Source organism: Mycobacterium sp. Soil_C_30, from assembly GCF_057656995.1.
On the sequence record NZ_JBDGJH010000018.1, the window covers coordinates 97,144 to 114,222 of the forward strand.

A 17,079-nucleotide genomic window follows, 5' to 3' on the forward strand; every position below is an offset into this window, starting at 1 on the left:
TAGAATTTCTGGTTATGGAGTTGAGGCAGCTGGAGTACTTCGTCGCCGTCGCGGAAGAAGCCAACTTCACCCGTGCCGCCGCGCGGGTGCACATCAGCCAGTCCGGTGTCAGCGCACAGATCAAAGCGCTCGAGTCCGAACTCGGTCAACCGCTGTTCGACCGGTCCAGCCGCGTGGCCCGGCTGACCGCCGCGGGCAAGGCGGCGTTGGAACCGGCGAAAGCGGCGCTGGCGGCCACCGCCGCGGTGCGGACTGCGGTCGACGACGTGGCGGGCGTTCTGCGCGGCACCCTGTCCATCGGAATGGTGACCGGCTGCACCATCACCCCGCTGTTCACCGCCGTCGAAGCCTATCGGCATGCTCATCCCGGTGTGAAACTCGCGATGCGCGAGAATGATTCAGAGTCCATGCTCGCCGAGGTCGAAGCCGGCAACCTCGATGTGGCGATCGTCGGCACGGCTGGAGCGCCGCCGGCCACGCTGCAGTCGATGACCATCATCAGCGAACCGCTGGCCGCACTGGTGCCGGCCGGGCACCCGCTGGCCAGGCGCAAGAACGTGGACTACGCCACGCTGGCCGAGGAGTCGCTGGTGTCGATGCCGGTGGGCACCGGTGTGCGCGCGACTTTAGAAATCGGTTTCCAGCACGCGGGTTTCGCTGCCCAGGTTGCCGTCGAAGCCAGTGCCGGTGATGCCGTCGCCGATCTCAGTGCCCGAGGTGTGGGCATCGGTGTGCTCTCGGAATCGATGGCGCGCGACTACACCGACCGGTTGTCGGTGGTGGTGCTGCGTGGCAATCCGGTGCCCGCTGTCCTGGCCGTGGTGTGGTCTTCCACGCCGAGTCCCGCGGTGCGGGCATTCGTGCCGCGGCTGGCGGCCGCCTTCGGACGTTGAGCAGGAATCCTCGTGCCGGCCGCTGACTGGTGTTGTCGGCGGCCGGCTTTGAGCTCACCCTCGGGTTAGGGATCGTCGGGGGCGAGGATCCGGTCGGGGTGGTGATACACGTTCACGCGGGACTGTCCGCAGTCGAGTTCCGGGGGTGGGATCCATTCGGTGACACCGTCCTCAGGCCGGTTCTCGTGGTCCAACCGGTGGTTTCCACCATCCGGTTATCCGGCCCGCACGCCAGGGTGAGGTCTTCGATATTGGTGTCGCCGCCGTCTTTCCAGCCTTTGGTGGCGTGATGGACCTGGCAGCGGTACCCGCAAGCGGTGCACCCGGGCATGGTGCAGCCACCGTGTTGGGCCAACAGCATGATCCGCTGCCCGCGGGAGGCGGTCCGGCGGGCCCGACCCAGGTGCAACGGCACCCCCTTCCCGTCGAACAGGGCGAGGTAGTGGAAGGCGTGGGAGGCCATCCGGATGACCTCGGGCATCGGGATCAACGTCCCGTCGGCGGTCAGGCCGTGGCCCACCCCTTTTTCCAGGTCGGTCAGAGTCGCTTTGACGATGACGGTGACGGGCAGCCCGTTGTGCTGGCCGAGGTCACCGGAGGCCAACAACGCCCGGCCCATCGCCAGCAGCGCATCATGATTGCGTTGCCCTTGAGTGCGGGCATCGGTGCGGGCGCGCTCCGGATCCGGTTCCCCGTCGACCTGGGGGCATTCATCGGCGGGGTTGCACATGCCCGGGGCGGCAAGTTTCGCCTGCGCGGCGTGCAGGGTGGCGGCGCACTCCGGGGTGAGCCTGCCGTGCACCGGTACGTTACCGTCGGCGTCCTGCTTGCCGATGGTGAAATACCGGCCGGCTTGGCGGTCGACATCGGAGAATTCGCCGTCTTGGTTGAGGAGGTATTTCAGCCGGTCGGCGACCTCGGTGAAGCCGTCGACATCCAGGGTCGAGGCGTGGCGGGCCAGGTCGGCTTCGGCAGCTTCACGGGCCGAGAAGTCCACCGATGCCGGGAGTTTTTTGAAGAACGTTTTGACCTTGGCTACGTGTTCGGGGCCGATCAGGCCGTGGGCTTGGGCGGCGGCGACGTTGGGCAGCGTGGGTGGCAGTGGTTCGCCGGTCAGTGCGGTGCGCGGGCCCAGCAGGGTGGCGGTGTTGAGGCGGCGGGCGGCTTCGCTGTCACTGATCCGCAACCGGGCCGCCAAGACCTTCTTGAAGCTGGTGGAGCCCAACTGTTTCGGCGTGCTTTCAACGGTTAGGCGTTGGTACACCTTGTGATCCAGGGTGGGCTGCATCCAGGTGACGGTTTCGCGGCGCTGCTGCAGCTCCAATAATTCCAGCGGGGTGAACGCGTCGATCGACAACGAGTTCATCTGCGCGGTCAAGACTTCGATCTGCGCCTGGGCAGCCAGCATCGCCTCCTTGTCGGCGACAGCTGAAGAACCCATACCCCGAAGCTAGACCCAGCCACCGACACGAAACCCCACTTTGAGGCGCTTGATACTGAAGTAGCACAAGGGGTTTAAAGCGACGCCGAGTTCTGCGTGAGGGTTGTGATGGGCGCTCGACAACGACCCCCAGGTGGAACTCGACGACGCTCAGGTGTGCGGCTTGGTGATCGCGTGCATGGCTTCGCTGAGCGCCGCGGCGCGCGGATCGGTGAACACCTTTTCGAGCAGCATCGGCTTGCCCTTCGAATCGGTCAACGGCACACGCCAATTCGGGTACTCGTCAACGGTGCCCGGCTGGTTCTGGGTGCGACGGTCACCCACCGCGTCGGTGAGCGCCACCGAGAGCATTCTCGAGGGCGTCCGGCCCAGGTAGCGGTACAGCGCGAGGATGGTCTGTTCGACGGTGATCTCGGCCGCATCGGTACCGGGCCCGCCCGGCAGCAGGCCGACACGTTGCAGTTCGGCGATCCAGGCGGCGTTCTCCTGCTCGTCTGCGGCCAACTCCTCGGCCACCGGCCGGGTCAGCAGCCCCAGTGAATCGCGAAGGCGCACATGGTCGCCCGCCAGATAGCCCGCCGTCGGGGGCAGGTCGTGCGTGGTCACCGACGACAAGCAGTACTCACGCCACCGCTCGGCCGGCAGCGGACCGCCGGAGCCGTCACGGTCGAGTTCGAACCACAGGATCGAGGTCCCGAGCAGCCCGCGCTCACGCAGGTAATCACGCACCCATGGCTCGACGGTTCCGAGGTCCTCACCGACCACCACGGCGTCGGCGCGCTGCGCCTCCAGCGCCACGATGCCGATCATGGCCTCGTGGTCGTAGCGCACGTAGGTGCCCTCGGTGGGCAATGCGCCCTCCGGTATCCACCACAACCGGAACAGGCCGATGATGTGGTCGATACGCACCCCGCCCGCATGTCGTAGCACGGCCTGGATCAACGCACGGAACGGCAAGTACTCCTGCTCCTCGAGCTGATCAGGCCGCCAGGGCGGCTGCGACCAGTCCTGTCCGAGTTGGTTGTACTCGTCCGGTGGTGCGCCCGCGGTGACGCCGCGCGCCAGGATGTCCTGCAGTGCCCAGGAGTCCGCGCCATTGGGGTGCACCCCCACCGCCAGATCGGCCATGATGCCCAGCGGCATCCCGACACGCACGGCCGCCGACTGTGCACCAGCGAGCTGCTCGTCGAGCTGCCACTGCAACCACCGGTGGAAATCGACTGCGCTTGCGTGCTTTTCGGCGAAGGCCGCAACATCGGGGGAATCCGGATGCTGCAGCTCGTCGGGCCACCGGTGCCAGTCGGCGCCGTGGCGTTCGGCGAGCACGCACCAGGTGGCGAAGTCGTCGAGCGCCTTGCCCTCCCGGGCCAGGTACGCCTGGTAGGCCAGTTCGCGTCCCGCGGAACGTTCGACCTTGTGAATCAGTTTGAGCGCCTTGCGTTTCGCCGCCCATGATGCGTCGCGGGCGATGGCGTCGACCTTGCGGGCCCGCTTCTGAACGTCGTCGCGCAGCTCACGCACCTTGCTGCGTCTGACGAGATCGGCGTATTCGGGGACGGCTTCCACCCGCAGGTAGAGCGGATTGACGAAGCGCCGGGAGGTGGGCAGATACGGCGACGGCTCCATCGGAGTGGTGGGCTCGGCCGCGTGCAGGGGGTTGACCAGGACATAGCCGGCGCCGTGCTGAGCGCCCGACCAGACGGCCAGGTCGGTCAGGTCGGTCAGATCGCCCACCCCCCACGAACGCTTGGACCGCACGCTGTAGAGCTGAGTGGCCAGACCCCACACCCGCCGATTGCCCATGCGCGCAGGCAATCCCAGCCATGACGGCGTGACGATCAGCGCGGTGCTGGACTCGACATCGCCGGATCGCAGATGCACCCGGTGATATCCCAGCGGCAGGTCCGACGGCAGGGCGAAGGTCGCCTCGCCGATCAACCGGCCGTCGAGGTCGTACGGGGGAGTGAAGTTGTCGAGCTGGCGGACCCCGGTGGCGACGGTGCCGTCCTCGAGCCGTACCCAGACATGCGCGTCGGCGCCATGGGTGACGTGCGCCCAGAACGTGGGCTCGGTACCGGCTTTACCGATGATGGTCGACGGCAACGTCTTCGACCAATACGCGCGGTCCTGCGCGGCCAAGGCGCCGCTGCGCTGCTCTCCGGTGCCCACCTCGACACCGAGCGCACCGAGCACCGCGACCAGAGTCTCTTCGCCGACGTCCACCGTGCGCCCGGTCCAGTCCGTATAGGACGTGGCGACACCGAAACGGGTCGCGAGTTCGACGAGTCCGGCATCCACCTCAGTCACGTTCCCCATCCTGGTCGATCCACTCTGACAACAGCTCGGGGGCCCGGCCATCGGCACCGGGTGTGCCTTGCTCAGCCGGGCGCGGCGTTGCAGCACAATGGTTCCACGTGGCTCCTGCACCCGCTGACCGAAACGCCCGCCTCGCGGTGTCGGTGTTGTTCCTCACCAACGGGGCGATCTTCACCAATCTGCTGCCGCGGTATCCGGAGATCAAGGCCGCGCTGGGCACCACGAACACCGTGTTCGGGCTGTCGGTGGCGGCGTTTCCCGCGGGCGCCCTCCTGTCCGGTCTGGCTGCGGCTGCCCTGATCCGCCGCTTCACCTCCGCGCGGCTGGCGGTACTGAGCAGCCTGGTGATCGCGCTGTTCACCGCACTCGCCGGGATGGCGCCGGTGGCGTGGGCGTTTGCGCTGGCGCTGTTTGTCGCCGGCGCCGCAGACTCGCTGACGGATGTCGCGCAGAACGCCCACGCGTTGCGGGTCCAGCGGGTCTACGGGCGCTCGATCATCAACTCGTTACATGCCCTGTGGTCGGTCGGGGCGGTACTGGGCGGTGTGATGGGTTCGGCTGCCATTGCGATCGGGTTGGGCATCGGCACCCAGTTGGCGATCTCGGGGGTGCTGTTCGGGGCCATGTGCCTGATCAGCCTCAAGTACCTGCTACCCGGTCCCGACCACGACGACTCACCGGCCGCCGCCGCCCGGGTCGCCGCCGACGCCGGCCAGCAACGTCGCGTGGTCGTCTACGGCGTGCTGGTGGGGCTGGCGGTGCTGGCCATCGCAGGCGCGGCCGTCGAGGACGCGGGCCAATCCTGGGCGACGCTGTATCTGCACGACAGCCTCGGCGCACCGGGAGCCGTCGCCGGTTTCGGTTTCATCGCATTGGTGGCGGCCCAGTTCGTCGGCCGGATCTTCGGGGACCGACTGGTCGACCGGTTCGGCGAACGCACCGTCGCGCGGGCCGGGGGATTGCTCGCCGCGGTCGGGATGGGCCTGGCGCTGGCGTTGCCCAGTGTGCCCGCCACCATCGCCGGTTTCGCCGTCGCGGGACTGGGGGTGGCGACGGTCATTCCCGCGGCCTTCCACGCCGCAGACAATGTCCGAGGGCTTCCGCCGAGCACCGGGCTGACCGTGGTCACCTGGCTGATGCGGGTCGGTTTTCTGGGCACGCCGCCTCTGGTGGGCGCCGTGGCCGACGCGACGAGTCTGCGGGTCGGGCTGCTCATCGTCCCGGTCGCCGGGCTGGTCATCATGCTGGCGGCGGGGGTGTTGGCACCCAGGAGGTCAATGGGCTGAACCGATGACCTCGATGGTCAGCACCCCGGCGATGATGAAACCGATACCCACAGCCATCACCCAGGTCAACGGTTCGGCAAACAGGTAGCGGGCGATGACCGCGACGAGTGCGACCCCGCAGGCCGACCACACGCCGTACGCGATGCCCACCGGCATACCCAGTGACAACGACCACGACAGCATCGAGAACGAGGCGACGTAGCCGAGGATCACCGGTGCCAGCCAAGCTTTCTTGCGGAACCCGTCGGAGGCCCGCAGCCCGAGCGTCGCCGCCACCTCGAGCACGATCGCACCGGCCAGCGCCGCCCACATCACTGGGCTGTGCCCGCCCCGGATTCGGCCCGATGCGAACCGAATTCGACCAGCAGCACCCCGATGACAATGAACCCGATACCCACGATGATGGGCACGGTGAACGGGTCATCGAACACCACGGCGGCCAGCGCTGCCGTCAAAGCGGTGCCCGACGCACCCCAGATCCCGTACGCGACGCCGATGGGCATCCCGGCCCGCAGCACGAACGTCAACAACACGAACGACGCGACATACCCGGGGACGACGACCCCCAGCCAGGCCGGGTTGTCCTGAAACGCCCGCAACGACAGCGTCGCCACCACTTCCGTCGAGATCGCCCCGGCCAGCAGGACCCATTTCCGCACGGGCGCCAAGGCTATCTGCCGCTGTGATCTCCACCCGATCAGGATCATTGTTACCGACCAGTACGTTGGACAGAGTCGAGGCTGACAAGGAGGTAGCTGTGACTGCGGTTCGTCCCGCCCCCACCGATGCGATAGTCGACACCGATTCCGGCCCCGTGCGCGGCGCCGATGACGGCCAGGTCAAGGTCTGGAAAGGCATCAGGTACGCCGCGCCCCCAGAGGGCGACCTGCGCTGGCGTGCGCCCCAGCCGCCCGAGCCGTGGACCGAGGTCGCCGACGCCCTGAGCTTCGGGTCCATCAGCCCGCAGCCCAAGAGCCCGATCCCGCTCGGCCCCGGCACCCACGTTGCCGAGGACTGCCTGTTCCTCAACGTCTGGGCACCGTCGGGCGCGGAGCCCGGTGCGGCGAAACCGGTGATGGTGTGGGTGCACGGCGGCGCCTACATCTTCGGCGCGAGCAGCCAGCCGCTCTACGACGGGCGGGTGATGGCCTCACGCGGTGACGTGGTGGTGGTCACCCTGAACTACCGGATGGGTGCCTTCGGTTTTCTCGACCTGTCCGGATTCAACGGTCCGGAGCGCTTCGACACCAACCTGGGTTTGCGCGACGTACTGCGCGCGCTGGAATGGGTGCGCGACAACATCGCGGCGTTCGGGGGTGACCCGCAGCGGGTGACGCTGTTCGGGGAGTCCGCAGGTGCCGGCATCGTCACCACGTTGTTGACCGCTCCGGCCGCGGAAGGGTTGTTTAACCGCGCCATCGCGCAGAGTTCGCCCGCGACGTCGGTGTACAGCAGCGCACGCGCGCACACCGTGGCCCAGTCGGTGCTCGACTGGTTGGGTGTATCGGCCGACGAGGCCCGCACGTTGCCGATGGAAGCGCTGGTGGAAGCGTCGGCCTACGTATTCGATCACGTGCCATCCACCACGCCCGGCACACTGGCGTTCGCCCCGACCATGGACGGCGACCTGGTGCCGGACTACCCGGTCAAGCTGGCCAGGGAAGGGCGCTCGCATCCGGTGCCGCTGCTGATCGGCACCAACAAGGACGAGGCGGCGCTGTTCCGGTGGATGCGTTCGCCGTTGATGCCGATCGCACCGAAGACCATCCGGGCGATGTTCGACGAGATCGCCGCCGAGCAGCCGGGTCTACAGCTGCCGTCGGAGGCAGAGATCGGCTCGGCCTACTCCGGTATCCGCACTCGGGCCCTGGGCCTGCACGTCGCGCGTGATGTCGGGTTCCGGATGCCGACGGTGTGGTTCGCGGAAGGTCACAGCGCCTCCGCTCCGGTACATCTGTACCGTTTCGACTGGACCACGCCGATGCTGCGGCTGTTGCGCCTGGGCGCCGCGCATGCCACCGAATTGCCGTATGTCTGGGGCAATCTCGTGATGGGACCGAAGGACATCACGTTCAAGCTGGGCGGTCTGAAAGCGGGGACCGCGGTCTCGGAGCGGATCCAGGACCGATGGGTGTCGTTTGCGCACGGCCGCACCCCCGGGACGGACCCGGAGTGGCCGGCCTATACCACCGGCCGGCGCAGCACCCTGGTGATCGACCAGCACGACGAGGTGGTCGATGACGTGGACCGCGGTATCCGGGCCGCCTGGGGTGACGAGATCCTCAGCTTCCGCTGAGCGGGGCGCCGTAACCGGGCGGTGCCTGCAGGTGCGGTGCGGCAGCGGCCAACAGCGCAGCGGCGTTGCCGTCGCGCGGCGGGTAGATCCGTGCGGTGTTGATCGTCGTCTTGGTGTCCTTGGCGACCGCTCCCGTGGCGACCACCTGCCGGTCCCAGCCTTCGGTGTACACCGCCCCGGCGGGTCCCAGATCGAGCACCGTGACGTACCACGGGATCCGCAGCGGCAGCAGTGGAGCGCCGAGCAGGTCGGAGACCACGTTGTGACCGGCGTAGCGGCCCATCGGGCGACCGTGCTGGCAGGACATCACCGACATGTGTTCGTCGTCCATCCGGGCCGCCGCGGCATCGCCGGCGGCGAACACATCGACGACACCCGAGACCCGGAGAAAATCGTCAACAGGCAAGCGGCCCAACCGATCACGTGGCACCCGGAGCTGGGCCGTGAGGTCACCGGCCCGCATTCCGGCGCACCACACCGCGGTGGCGGCCGCGATCGCCTCGCCGCTGCTCAAGGTGACCGACTCGGCGTCGACGGCCGCCACCGAACTGGCCGTCCGCACCTGCACCCCGCACTGCGCCAATGCCGCTTCGATCACCGGTCGCGCGTGCGGTCCCATGTCGGAGCCGACGTGCCGATTACGGTCCACCAGCACCACCTGCGCACCCGTCCCGAACCGTGCGGCCAAGCGGCGGGGGAGTTCGCAGGCGGTTTCGAGCCCGGTCAACCCGGCACCGACCACCACGACGGTGTCCCGCACCGGGCCCGGTTCCCGGGATGCCAACGCGGCCAGGTGCGCGTCCAGACGCATTGCGGCGTCATAGGTGTCGACGTCGAAGCCGAACTCGGCCAGTCCCGGGATATCGGGTTTGACGACGTGGCTGCCGGTCGCGATCACCAACCGGTCGTAGCGGACGGTGGCATCCGGGGTCGCCACGGTGTGGGCGTCGACATCGATGCCGGTGACGGTGGCGGCGACGTGGCCGACGCCCACTGGGTCCAGCACCGCCGACAGTGGGATGCGGCAATCGCGGAGGTCGGCCTCGTAGTTACGAACCCGGATGTCGTGAAACGGTTGTGAACTCAGGACGGTGACCTGCACCGATGACGTCGCGCCCAGTTCGTCGATCCGCCGTGCCGCGCCGAGCGCCGCCCACAACCCGGCGAAACCCGCTCCGATGACGAGCACCTGTCGCATGGGGTGAAACTAGTGCACCGCGCTACTGACACGTGTCTAACAGTGGCGTTACACTCGCGGCGTGCAGGTGTTGTCCGATGCGCTGGCAGTGTTGCCGCCGCAGATGCGTGACCCGGTGCTGTTCGCCGTGCCGTTCTTCCTGTTGCTGCTGATCCTCGAATGGACCGCGGCACGCAAACTCGAGCACCTGGAGGACGATCGGCCGGGTACGGGCGCCTACGCCCGGAAAGACGCCTGGGCCAGCATCTCGATGGGGCTGGTGTCGGTGGCGACCACGGCGGGCTGGAAGTTCCTGGCCCTGCTCGGGTACGCCGCGTTGTACGCCTACGTCGCTCCGTGGCAGCTGCCGTCGACGGCCTGGTACACGTGGGTGATCGCGCTCGTCGGTGTGGACCTGCTGTTCTACGCCTACCACCGGATCGCCCATCGCGTCCGCATCATCTGGGCCACGCATCAGGCGCACCACTCCAGTGAGTACTTCAATTTCGCCACGGCGCTGCGGCAGAAGTGGAACAACAGCGGCGAGATCCTGATGTGGGTGCCGCTGCCGTTGCTGGGGGTGCCGCCCTGGATGGTGTTCGCCAGCTTCTCGCTGAACCTGATCTACCAGTTCTGGGTGCACACCGAACGCATCGACAAGATGTGGGCGCCTTTCGAATTCCTGTTCAACACCCCCTCGCATCACCGGGTGCACCACGGTATGGATCCCGAGTACCTGGACAAGAACTACGGCGGCATCTTCATCATCTGGGACAGGATCTTCGGTAGCTACCAAGACGAGCTGTTCCGCCCGCACTATGGGCTGACCAAGCCCGTCAACACGTTCAACATCTGGACCCTGCAGACCCGCGAGTACGTGGCGATCGGCCGTGATGTGAAGAGTGCCGAACGGTTCCGCGACCGGTTGGGCTACATCTTCGGCCCACCCGGATGGCAGCCGACGCGAGCCGCCGCGCCGGTCTCGGCCCGACAGCTGAGCACCTCTGAGTAATCTTCATCCGTGGAAACCGTCTTCGATCGTCATGTCGACCCCGCCCTGATCAACCGTTCCCTGGCGGGCGCCGAATTCGGGTCGATGTGGCTCGACATCCCGCGCCAGGAGTACCCGCGACTGTCGGCCCCGCTGCGGTGTGACCTGCTGGTGGTCGGTGCGGGTTACACCGGACTGTGGACCGCGCTGCACGCCGCACAGCGCAACCCGGGCACCCGGATCGCGGTGATCGACACCGAACGCGTGGGCTGGGCGGCGTCGGGACGCAACGGGGGTTTCGTCGAGGCCAGCCTGACCCACGGCGCCGAGAACGGGCGCAACCGCTGGCCCGACGAGCTCGACGAACTCGATGCACTGGGTTTGGAGAACCTCGACGGGATGCAGTCCGATATCAACACCCTCGGCCTGGACGTGGACTGGGAGCGCACCGGCATGCTGGCCGTTGCCACCGAACCACACCAGGTGGAATGGCTGCGCGAATCCGCCGCCGACGGGCATGGCAGCTTCCTCGACCGCGAAGCCATTCGGGCACAGGTCAATTCGCCGACCTATCTGGCCGCGCTGTTCGAGCCCGACACCTGCGCCATCGTGCATCCGGCCAAACTCGCCCTCGAACTGGCGCGTGCGTGCACCGAGGCCGGCGTCTCGATCTTCGAGCACACCCCGGCGCGGGCGCTGTCCTCGGGTCCCAACGGGTGCACCGTCACCACCCCGGGCGGGGAGATCAGTGCCGATCGAGTGGTGTTGGCCACCAACGTCTTTCCGAGCCTGGTCAAGCGCAACCGGCTCTACACCGTGCCGGTGTACGACTACGTGCTGGCCACCGAGCCGCTGAGCCAGGACCAGCTGGACCGCGTCGGGTGGCGCGGCCGCCAAGGCATCGGTGACTCGGCCAACCAGTTCCACTACTACCGGTTGTCCGCGGACAACCGGATCGTGTTCGGCGGGTACGACGCGATCTACCACTTCGGCCGCCGCGTCGACCCCGCCTACGAGGACCGCGACGCGACCTACCGCCGGTTGGCAGCGCACTTCTTCCTGACCTTCCCCACGCTGGAGGAGGTCCGGTTCAGCCACCGCTGGGCCGGTGCCATCGACACCAATACCCGGTTCTGCGCGCACTGGGGTACCGCACACGGCGGCCGGGTGGCCTACGTCAACGGGTTCACCGGACTGGGCGTGGGTGCCACCCGCTTCGCCGCGGACGTCTGCCTTGATCTCCTCGACGGCACGCCGACTCGGCGTACCCGGTTGGAGATGGTGCGTAAAAAGCCGCTGCCGTTCCCGCCGGAGCCGTTGGCCAGTGTCGGGATCCAGGCCACCCGGTGGTCGTTGGATCGCGCCGACCACAGCGCCGGCCGGCGCAACGTCTTGCTGAAGACCCTGGATGCACTGGGGCTCGGTTTCGACTCCTGAGCTACCGCCCGTGACCCCGCCGTAACTGTCCCGGCGCGGGGCCCGGTTCCGCGCGGAACCCTCTCTGGTCTGCATCGATATCGATCTGGAATGTCCGACACGCCGAATGGGTACTTGACTTTGTGGAGATTCAGTAACGGTTTGCGATGGTGCTGCCGATACGCATGGTGAGTCTCGTAACGGCAGGCGGGCTCCGTTCGCGGAGCCGGCCCGGATCTGATCGGAGCACCCGATGCGTCGCAGCACCTCACCGGTCCGCTGGGTTCTGACCGTGCTGGCCGCGGCGTTTGTCGCGGTGTTCGTATCTCCGGCCGCCGCTGCGCAGCCCGGACCGCTGGTGTTCCCCGGCATGGAGATCCTGCAGGGGGTCAACCGCTGCACCCTCGGCTACGTGGATCCCGCCATGCGGATCGCGTTCTCGGCGGGCCACTGCCACGCCGACGGCCCGGTCACCGACCGCAATGGCCAGGTGATCGGCAATGTCGCGATGTTCGAGGACAACACCCCCAACGGCGCCGTCGTCACCACCGATCAGGTGATCACCGACTATCAGGCGATCGTGCTGGCCGACAACGTGACCGTGAACAACGTCCTGCCCGGCGGCAAGCCGTTGGAGTCGGTTCCCGGCCGGGTCGCCGCCCTGGGTGAGCCCGTCTGCCACTTCGGCATCATCACCGGCGAGAGCTGCGGCACCGTCGAACGCGTCAACAACGGCTGGTTCACCATGACCAACGGGGTGGTGAGCCAGAAGGGTGATTCCGGCGGCCCGGTGTATGTCTACGAAGGTGACCGCGCCGTCGTGATCGGACTGTTCAACAGCACGTGGGGCACCTTGCCCGCGGCGGTGTCGTGGCAGGCCACCGGCGATATCGTGCGCGCCGGAATCGGTGGCGTCGTGACCGCCGCCTCGGCGCAGACTCCCGCTCCCTAGGACAGCGCGAACACGGGAATCGACGGCGCCACCGCGCGCATCTGCTCGGGACCCGACTCCGGCGTCAATCCGCCGATATGGGTCTTGACCTCCCAGAACCATCGATCGAGGTAGTGCTTCAGCAGTGGCGGCTTGGCGTCGTCCGCCACTTCGGACAGCGAAACGGTGCGGGAACGCCACCGCGGGCCCAGGCTCACCTGCCCGGCCGCCCTGGCGTTGCGCGCCCATTGGGTGTTGCCTCGCGGTGACACCAGGTAGTCCACGCCGTCGACGGTCATCAAGTTGATCACCACCGAGCGGGTGACTCCGGTCTTGCGGCCGCGAACCCGCAACACCTGCGTGCCGGCCAGGCTGATGCCGGCCTCGGCGAGCCAGCGGATCAGCGAATTACCGGTGCGGGCAATCAAATTGGGTTGGTCATAGCGGGTAGTCATCGGTTCTCCTCTGTCGGATCGAAATTCAAGAGCACTGCTCTCTCATCAGGGTGGCACGGTTGGGCGCTCAATTCAAGAGCAATGCTCTCGTTTCGTGCGACACTGGTGCGGTGGGTAAACGCCAGGAGTCACGCGACCGCATCGAGGCGCAGATCATCGAGCTGGGCCGTCGCCATCTGGTGACCGAGGGGGCAGCCGGCCTGTCGTTGCGGGCCATTGCCCGCGAGCTCGGCATGGTGTCCTCGGCGGTGTACCGCTATGTCGCCAGCCGCGACGAGTTGCTGACCCTGCTGCTGATCGACGCCTACACGGACCTCGCCGATGCCGTCGTGCAGACTCAGGCCGAGGCCGGTGGGGGATGGCGCGATCAGGTACTCGCGGCCGCGCACGCCGCCCGGGCCTGGGCCGTCGCCTCACCCGCCAGTTGGGCGCTGCTCTACGGCAGCCCGGTGCCCGGCTATCAGGCGCCGGCCGACCGGACCGTCGGCCCGGGCATCCGGGTGGTGGCCGCGCTTTTCGCCGCCGTCGACGCCGGTATCGGGGATGGCGATATCACTGCCTCGAAAGTGTCTGTGGGGAAACGGCTTTCGCGAGACTTCGACGGTCTGCGTGCTGAATTCGGCTTCGGTGGCGACGACGCGGTGGTGACGGCGTGTGTGACCCTGTGGGCGGGCCTGGTGGGTGCGATCAGCCTCGAGGTGTTCGGTCAGTACGGAGCCGAGACCATCAGTGATCCCCGGGCGTTGTTCGATCTGCAGGTCCGCCTGCTGCTCGAGGTGGTGGGCGGTCGCCAATGATTCAGCATTGACTTATATAAGTGAGAGCTTTAATCTCGGGGTGTGCACGCGTTCGACGTACTCGGTGACGCGGTACGGCGCCGGATACTCGAACTGCTCGCCGACGGTGAGCAGTCCGCCGGGGCCATCGCGGGCGTCGTCCGAGCGGAATTCGGTATCAGCCAGCCCGCGGTGTCGCAGCACCTGAAAGTGCTGCGCGACAACGGTTTCGCGTCGGTGCGACCGGACGGGCAGCGCAGGCTCTACGCGGTCGAGCCCGCGAAGCTGCGTGACGTCGACGAGTGGCTGGACGGTTTCCGCAAGTTCTGGGCACCGCGCCTGGATGCACTGTCCACCGAGATCGCCCGCGGCAAACGGGACAAGCGCACGTCAACCGAGGATCAAGGAGACCACTGATGGACGTCAGCCATCACGTCAACGCCGTCGCGCGTACCGTGGGCGGCCGCACACTCGAGGCCGGTGAAGCGCATGTGGTGACGCTGAGCCGCAGCTATCCCACCGATGTCGAGGATCTGTGGGATGCCTGCACCAACCCCGAGCGGCTCCCGCGGTGGTTCGCGCCCGTGCGCGGCGACCTGGAACTCGGTGGCACGTACCAGGTGGAGGGAAATGCCTCGGGCACGGTGCTCACCTGCGACCCGCCCAAGACCTTCACCGCCACATGGGAATTCGGCGGCGGCGTCAGCTGGATCGAGCTCCAGATCATCGCCGAGGGGCCTGAACAGACCCGCATGCAGCTCGATCACATCGCCTTTGTGGACGACGACATGTGGCCGCAGTACGGCCCCGGGGCGGTGGGCGTCGGTTGGGATCTGGCGCTTCTGGGCCTGGCGATCCACCTGGAGACCGGCAGGCCCGTGCCGCAGGAGTTCAAGGAGGAGGAATGGGCCACCACGGGCGATGGCCGCGAGTACATCCGCGCCGCCGGCGAGGGCTGGTACGCCGCGCACACCGCCTCCGGTGAGTCGGCGGAGGTGGCGCGGCGCGCCGCAGACAACACCATTGCGTTCTACCGGGGGGATCCGCCCCCGCAGAACTAGAACGTGTTTCAATTCCCGCCTCTGCTGGGCTAATGTGCTTTCTTGATGAGTGCACCTGTCCAGACCGCTGTCCAGATCGCCTGGGTGACGCCGGACCTCGACGCCACCGAGGCGGCGCTGACCAACCTGCTGGGCGTCCGGACGTGGGTGCGGATTCCCGACGTGCACTTCGGCCCGGACACCAACACCTACCGCGGCCGCCCCGCTGACTTCGTCGCCAGCATCTCGCTGAGCTATCTGGGCGACATGCAGCTCGAACTCATCGAGCCGGTGCGCGGCGGCGCCAACGTCTACAGCGACTTCCTGCGCGAACGCGGAGCCGGGCTGCACCACATCTGCATCGACGCGGTCGACCAGGCGGGCTTCGACGCGGCGCTGGCCAACGCCACCGCGCACGGTGCCGAGATCGCCGCCCAGGGCACCATGCCCGGCGGAATGCGCTTCGCCTATGTCTCCGACCCCCGGGCCGGCGTGCCGTACCTCGAAATCGCGCACATTCCCGACGAGATCAGGGCGTTCTTCGACTACATCAAGCAGGAGCAGCAATGAGCATCGAGATCCCGCCCGTCCTGAACGACGCCGATGCCGACTGGACCGACGAAACCGACGTCGTGGTCCTCGGATTCGGAATCGCCGGCGGCTGTGCCGCGGTCAGCGCCGCCGCGGCAGGCGCCCGCGTTCTGGTACTGGAGAAGGCGGCCGCGGCCGGCGGCACCACGTCGATGGCGGGTGGTCACTTCTACCTCGGCGGCGGTACCGCGGTGCAACAGGCCACCGGGCACCAGGATTCGCCCGAGGAGATGTACAAGTACCTGGTGTCGCAGTCCCGCGAGCCGGAACTCGACAAGATCCGCGCCTACTGCGACGGCAGCGTCGAGCATTTCGACTGGCTGGAGAATCTCGGCTTCCAGTTCGAACGAAGCTATTACCCGGGCAAGGTCGTCGTCCCGCCGGGCACCGAAGGGTTGTCCTACACCGGTAACGAGAAGGTGTGGCCGTTCTGCGAGCAGGCCACGCCTGCGCCGCGTGGGCACTCGGTGCCGGTTCCCGGCGAACTGGGTGGCGCGGCGATGGTGATCGACCTGCTGCTCAAACGCGCCGCCGAACTCGGCGTGCAGATCCGGTACGAGACCGGGGCCACCGCTTTGGTCACCGACTCCGGGGGCGGCGTCGTCGGCGTGCGCTGGAAGCACTTCGGTGACACCGGCGAGGTCAAGGCGAACTCGGTGATCATCGCGGCCGGCGGTTTCGCGATGAACGCCGAGATGGTGGCCGAGTACACCCCCGCCCTCGGCCAGGAACGCAAAACCAAACACCACGGGATGGTGGCGCCGTACATCCTGGGCAACCCGAACGACGACGGACTCGGCATCGGGTTGGGGGTCTCGGCCGGCGGGGTCGCCCTCAATCTCGATCAGCTGTTCATCACTGCGGCGGCGTATCCGCCCGAGATCCTGCTCACCGGCGTCATCGTCAACGCCGACGGCCGGCGGTTCGTGGCCGAGGACTCCTACCACTCACGCACCTCGGCGTTCGTGCTCGAACAGCCCAACCAGACGGCCTATCTCATCGTCGACGAAGCCCACATGCAGATGCCCGAGATGCCTCTGATCAAATTCATCGACGGCTGGGAAACGGTCGCGGAGATGGAATCCGCGCTCGGCATCCCCGCGGGCAACCTCGCCGCGACGCTGGAGCGCTACAACGCCAACGCGGCCGAGGGCGTCGACCCCGATTTCCACAAACAGCCGGATTACCTTGCCGCACAGGACAACGGCCCGTGGGCGGCGTTCGACCTGTCGCTGGGCGTCGCGATGTACTCCGGCTTCACCATGGGTGGGTTGAAAGTGTCCATCGACGGTGAGGTGCTGCGCGCCGACGGCAGCGCGGTGCCCGGCTTGTACGCCGCCGGCGCATGCGCGTCGAACATCGCCCAGGACGGCAAGGGCTACGCCAGTGGCACCCAGCTGGGCGAGGGGTCTTTCTTCGGCCGACGGGCGGGGGCGCACGCCGCCAGACAGTCAGGCGCGCACTGAGGTG

17 protein-coding genes are annotated in these 17,079 nt (G+C 67.5%); 11 read left to right on the top strand and 6 right to left on the bottom strand.

Annotated features, from left to right (window positions below; all coding sequences use genetic code 11):
* The first annotated feature begins 14 nt into the window (after nucleotides 1–14).
* On the top strand, nucleotides 15–893 hold the full coding sequence (locus tag AC3A6P_RS26775) for a LysR family transcriptional regulator (protein ID WP_487695114.1): 879 nt from the start codon (nucleotides 15–17) through the stop codon (nucleotides 891–893).
* A gap of 112 nt (nucleotides 894–1,005) precedes the next feature.
* Here the strand turns inward: AC3A6P_RS26775 and AC3A6P_RS26780 are convergent, their stop codons facing one another.
* Both AC3A6P_RS26780 and malQ read right to left on the bottom strand, forming a co-directional pair.
* Complete coding sequence (locus tag AC3A6P_RS26780) at nucleotides 1,006–2,334, bottom strand: HNH endonuclease signature motif containing protein (protein ID WP_487695115.1); 1,329 nt, start codon at nucleotides 2,332–2,334, stop codon at nucleotides 1,006–1,008.
* Nucleotides 2,335–2,484: 150 nt separating this feature from the next.
* Entirely contained in the window at nucleotides 2,485–4,650 is a 2,166-nt protein-coding gene (gene malQ, locus AC3A6P_RS26785; RefSeq protein WP_487695117.1) for a 4-alpha-glucanotransferase, read from the bottom strand.
* Nucleotides 4,651–4,748: 98 nt separating this feature from the next.
* Here malQ and AC3A6P_RS26790 point away from each other — a divergent pair, with 98 nt between their 5' ends.
* A complete protein-coding gene (locus AC3A6P_RS26790) occupies nucleotides 4,749–5,936 on the top strand; it encodes an MFS transporter (RefSeq protein WP_487695118.1) in 1,188 nt (395 codons plus the stop codon).
* On the opposite strand, the gene AC3A6P_RS26795 is transcribed toward AC3A6P_RS26790, so the two are convergent.
* Together AC3A6P_RS26795 and AC3A6P_RS26800 are read right to left on the bottom strand one after the other, a co-directional pair.
* Nucleotides 5,925–6,248: a DMT family transporter gene (locus tag AC3A6P_RS26795; protein ID WP_487695119.1), complete on the bottom strand. Its 324-nt coding sequence runs from the start codon at nucleotides 6,246–6,248 to the stop codon at nucleotides 5,925–5,927. The genes AC3A6P_RS26790 and AC3A6P_RS26795 overlap by 12 nt on opposite strands.
* Entirely contained in the window at nucleotides 6,248–6,595 is a 348-nt protein-coding gene (locus AC3A6P_RS26800; protein WP_487695120.1) for a DMT family transporter, read from the bottom strand. The genes AC3A6P_RS26795 and AC3A6P_RS26800 overlap by 1 nt, the downstream gene beginning before the upstream one ends.
* A 98-nt stretch (nucleotides 6,596–6,693) precedes the next feature.
* Between AC3A6P_RS26800 and AC3A6P_RS26805 the strand changes: the two genes are divergently transcribed.
* The gene (locus AC3A6P_RS26805) at nucleotides 6,694–8,232 is read left to right on the top strand and encodes a carboxylesterase/lipase family protein (protein ID WP_487695122.1); all 1,539 of its coding nucleotides are present in this window, start codon (nucleotides 6,694–6,696) and stop codon (nucleotides 8,230–8,232) included.
* Here AC3A6P_RS26805 and AC3A6P_RS26810 read toward each other — a convergent pair.
* Nucleotides 8,219–9,430 carry an NAD(P)/FAD-dependent oxidoreductase gene (locus tag AC3A6P_RS26810; RefSeq protein ID WP_487695124.1) on the bottom strand — a complete coding sequence of 404 codons (1,212 nt, stop codon included), beginning with the start codon at nucleotides 9,428–9,430 and terminating at the stop codon, nucleotides 8,219–8,221. The genes AC3A6P_RS26805 and AC3A6P_RS26810 overlap by 14 nt on opposite strands.
* A gap of 61 nt (nucleotides 9,431–9,491) precedes the next feature.
* Here AC3A6P_RS26810 and AC3A6P_RS26815 point away from each other — a divergent pair, with 61 nt between their 5' ends.
* The 3 genes from AC3A6P_RS26815 (at nucleotide 9,492) to AC3A6P_RS26825 (ending at nucleotide 12,768) form a co-directional block, all read left to right on the top strand.
* On the top strand, nucleotides 9,492–10,421 hold the full coding sequence (locus AC3A6P_RS26815; protein ID WP_487695126.1) for a sterol desaturase family protein: 930 nt from the start codon (nucleotides 9,492–9,494) through the stop codon (nucleotides 10,419–10,421).
* Nucleotides 10,422–10,430: 9 nt separating this feature from the next.
* Complete coding sequence (locus tag AC3A6P_RS26820) at nucleotides 10,431–11,837, top strand: NAD(P)/FAD-dependent oxidoreductase (protein WP_487695127.1); 1,407 nt, start codon at nucleotides 10,431–10,433, stop codon at nucleotides 11,835–11,837.
* 232 nt (nucleotides 11,838–12,069) lie between these two features.
* The gene (locus AC3A6P_RS26825; RefSeq protein WP_487695128.1) at nucleotides 12,070–12,768 is read left to right on the top strand and encodes an Rv1815 family serine proteinase; all 699 of its coding nucleotides are present in this window, start codon (nucleotides 12,070–12,072) and stop codon (nucleotides 12,766–12,768) included.
* Here the strand turns inward: AC3A6P_RS26825 and AC3A6P_RS26830 are convergent.
* A complete protein-coding gene (locus AC3A6P_RS26830) occupies nucleotides 12,765–13,202 on the bottom strand; it encodes a nitroreductase/quinone reductase family protein (protein WP_487695129.1) in 438 nt (145 codons plus the stop codon). The two genes, AC3A6P_RS26825 and AC3A6P_RS26830, sit on opposite strands and share 4 nt — an antisense overlap.
* Before the next feature lie 110 nt (nucleotides 13,203–13,312).
* Here AC3A6P_RS26830 and AC3A6P_RS26835 point away from each other — a divergent pair, with 110 nt between their 5' ends.
* Genes AC3A6P_RS26835 through AC3A6P_RS26855 form a run of 5 tightly spaced genes read left to right on the top strand, consistent with a single transcriptional unit; the run spans nucleotide 13,313 to nucleotide 17,075 of the window.
* The gene (locus AC3A6P_RS26835; RefSeq protein ID WP_487695130.1) at nucleotides 13,313–13,999 is read left to right on the top strand and encodes a TetR/AcrR family transcriptional regulator; all 687 of its coding nucleotides are present in this window, start codon (nucleotides 13,313–13,315) and stop codon (nucleotides 13,997–13,999) included.
* Between the two features lie 42 nt (nucleotides 14,000–14,041).
* A complete protein-coding gene (locus tag AC3A6P_RS26840; protein WP_487695131.1) occupies nucleotides 14,042–14,395 on the top strand; it encodes an ArsR/SmtB family transcription factor in 354 nt (117 codons plus the stop codon).
* Nucleotides 14,392–15,039, top strand: a complete 648-nt coding sequence (locus AC3A6P_RS26845; protein WP_487695188.1) for an SRPBCC family protein — start codon at nucleotides 14,392–14,394, stop codon at nucleotides 15,037–15,039. Before AC3A6P_RS26840 ends, AC3A6P_RS26845 begins: the two co-directional genes overlap by 4 nt.
* 45 nt (nucleotides 15,040–15,084) lie before the next feature.
* Nucleotides 15,085–15,588: a VOC family protein gene (locus AC3A6P_RS26850; RefSeq protein WP_487695133.1), complete on the top strand. Its 504-nt coding sequence runs from the start codon at nucleotides 15,085–15,087 to the stop codon at nucleotides 15,586–15,588.
* Nucleotides 15,585–17,075 carry an FAD-binding protein gene (locus AC3A6P_RS26855; RefSeq protein ID WP_487695134.1) on the top strand — a complete coding sequence of 497 codons (1,491 nt, stop codon included), beginning with the start codon at nucleotides 15,585–15,587 and terminating at the stop codon, nucleotides 17,073–17,075. The genes AC3A6P_RS26850 and AC3A6P_RS26855 overlap by 4 nt, the downstream gene beginning before the upstream one ends.
* Nucleotides 17,076–17,079: the final 4 nt, after the last annotated feature.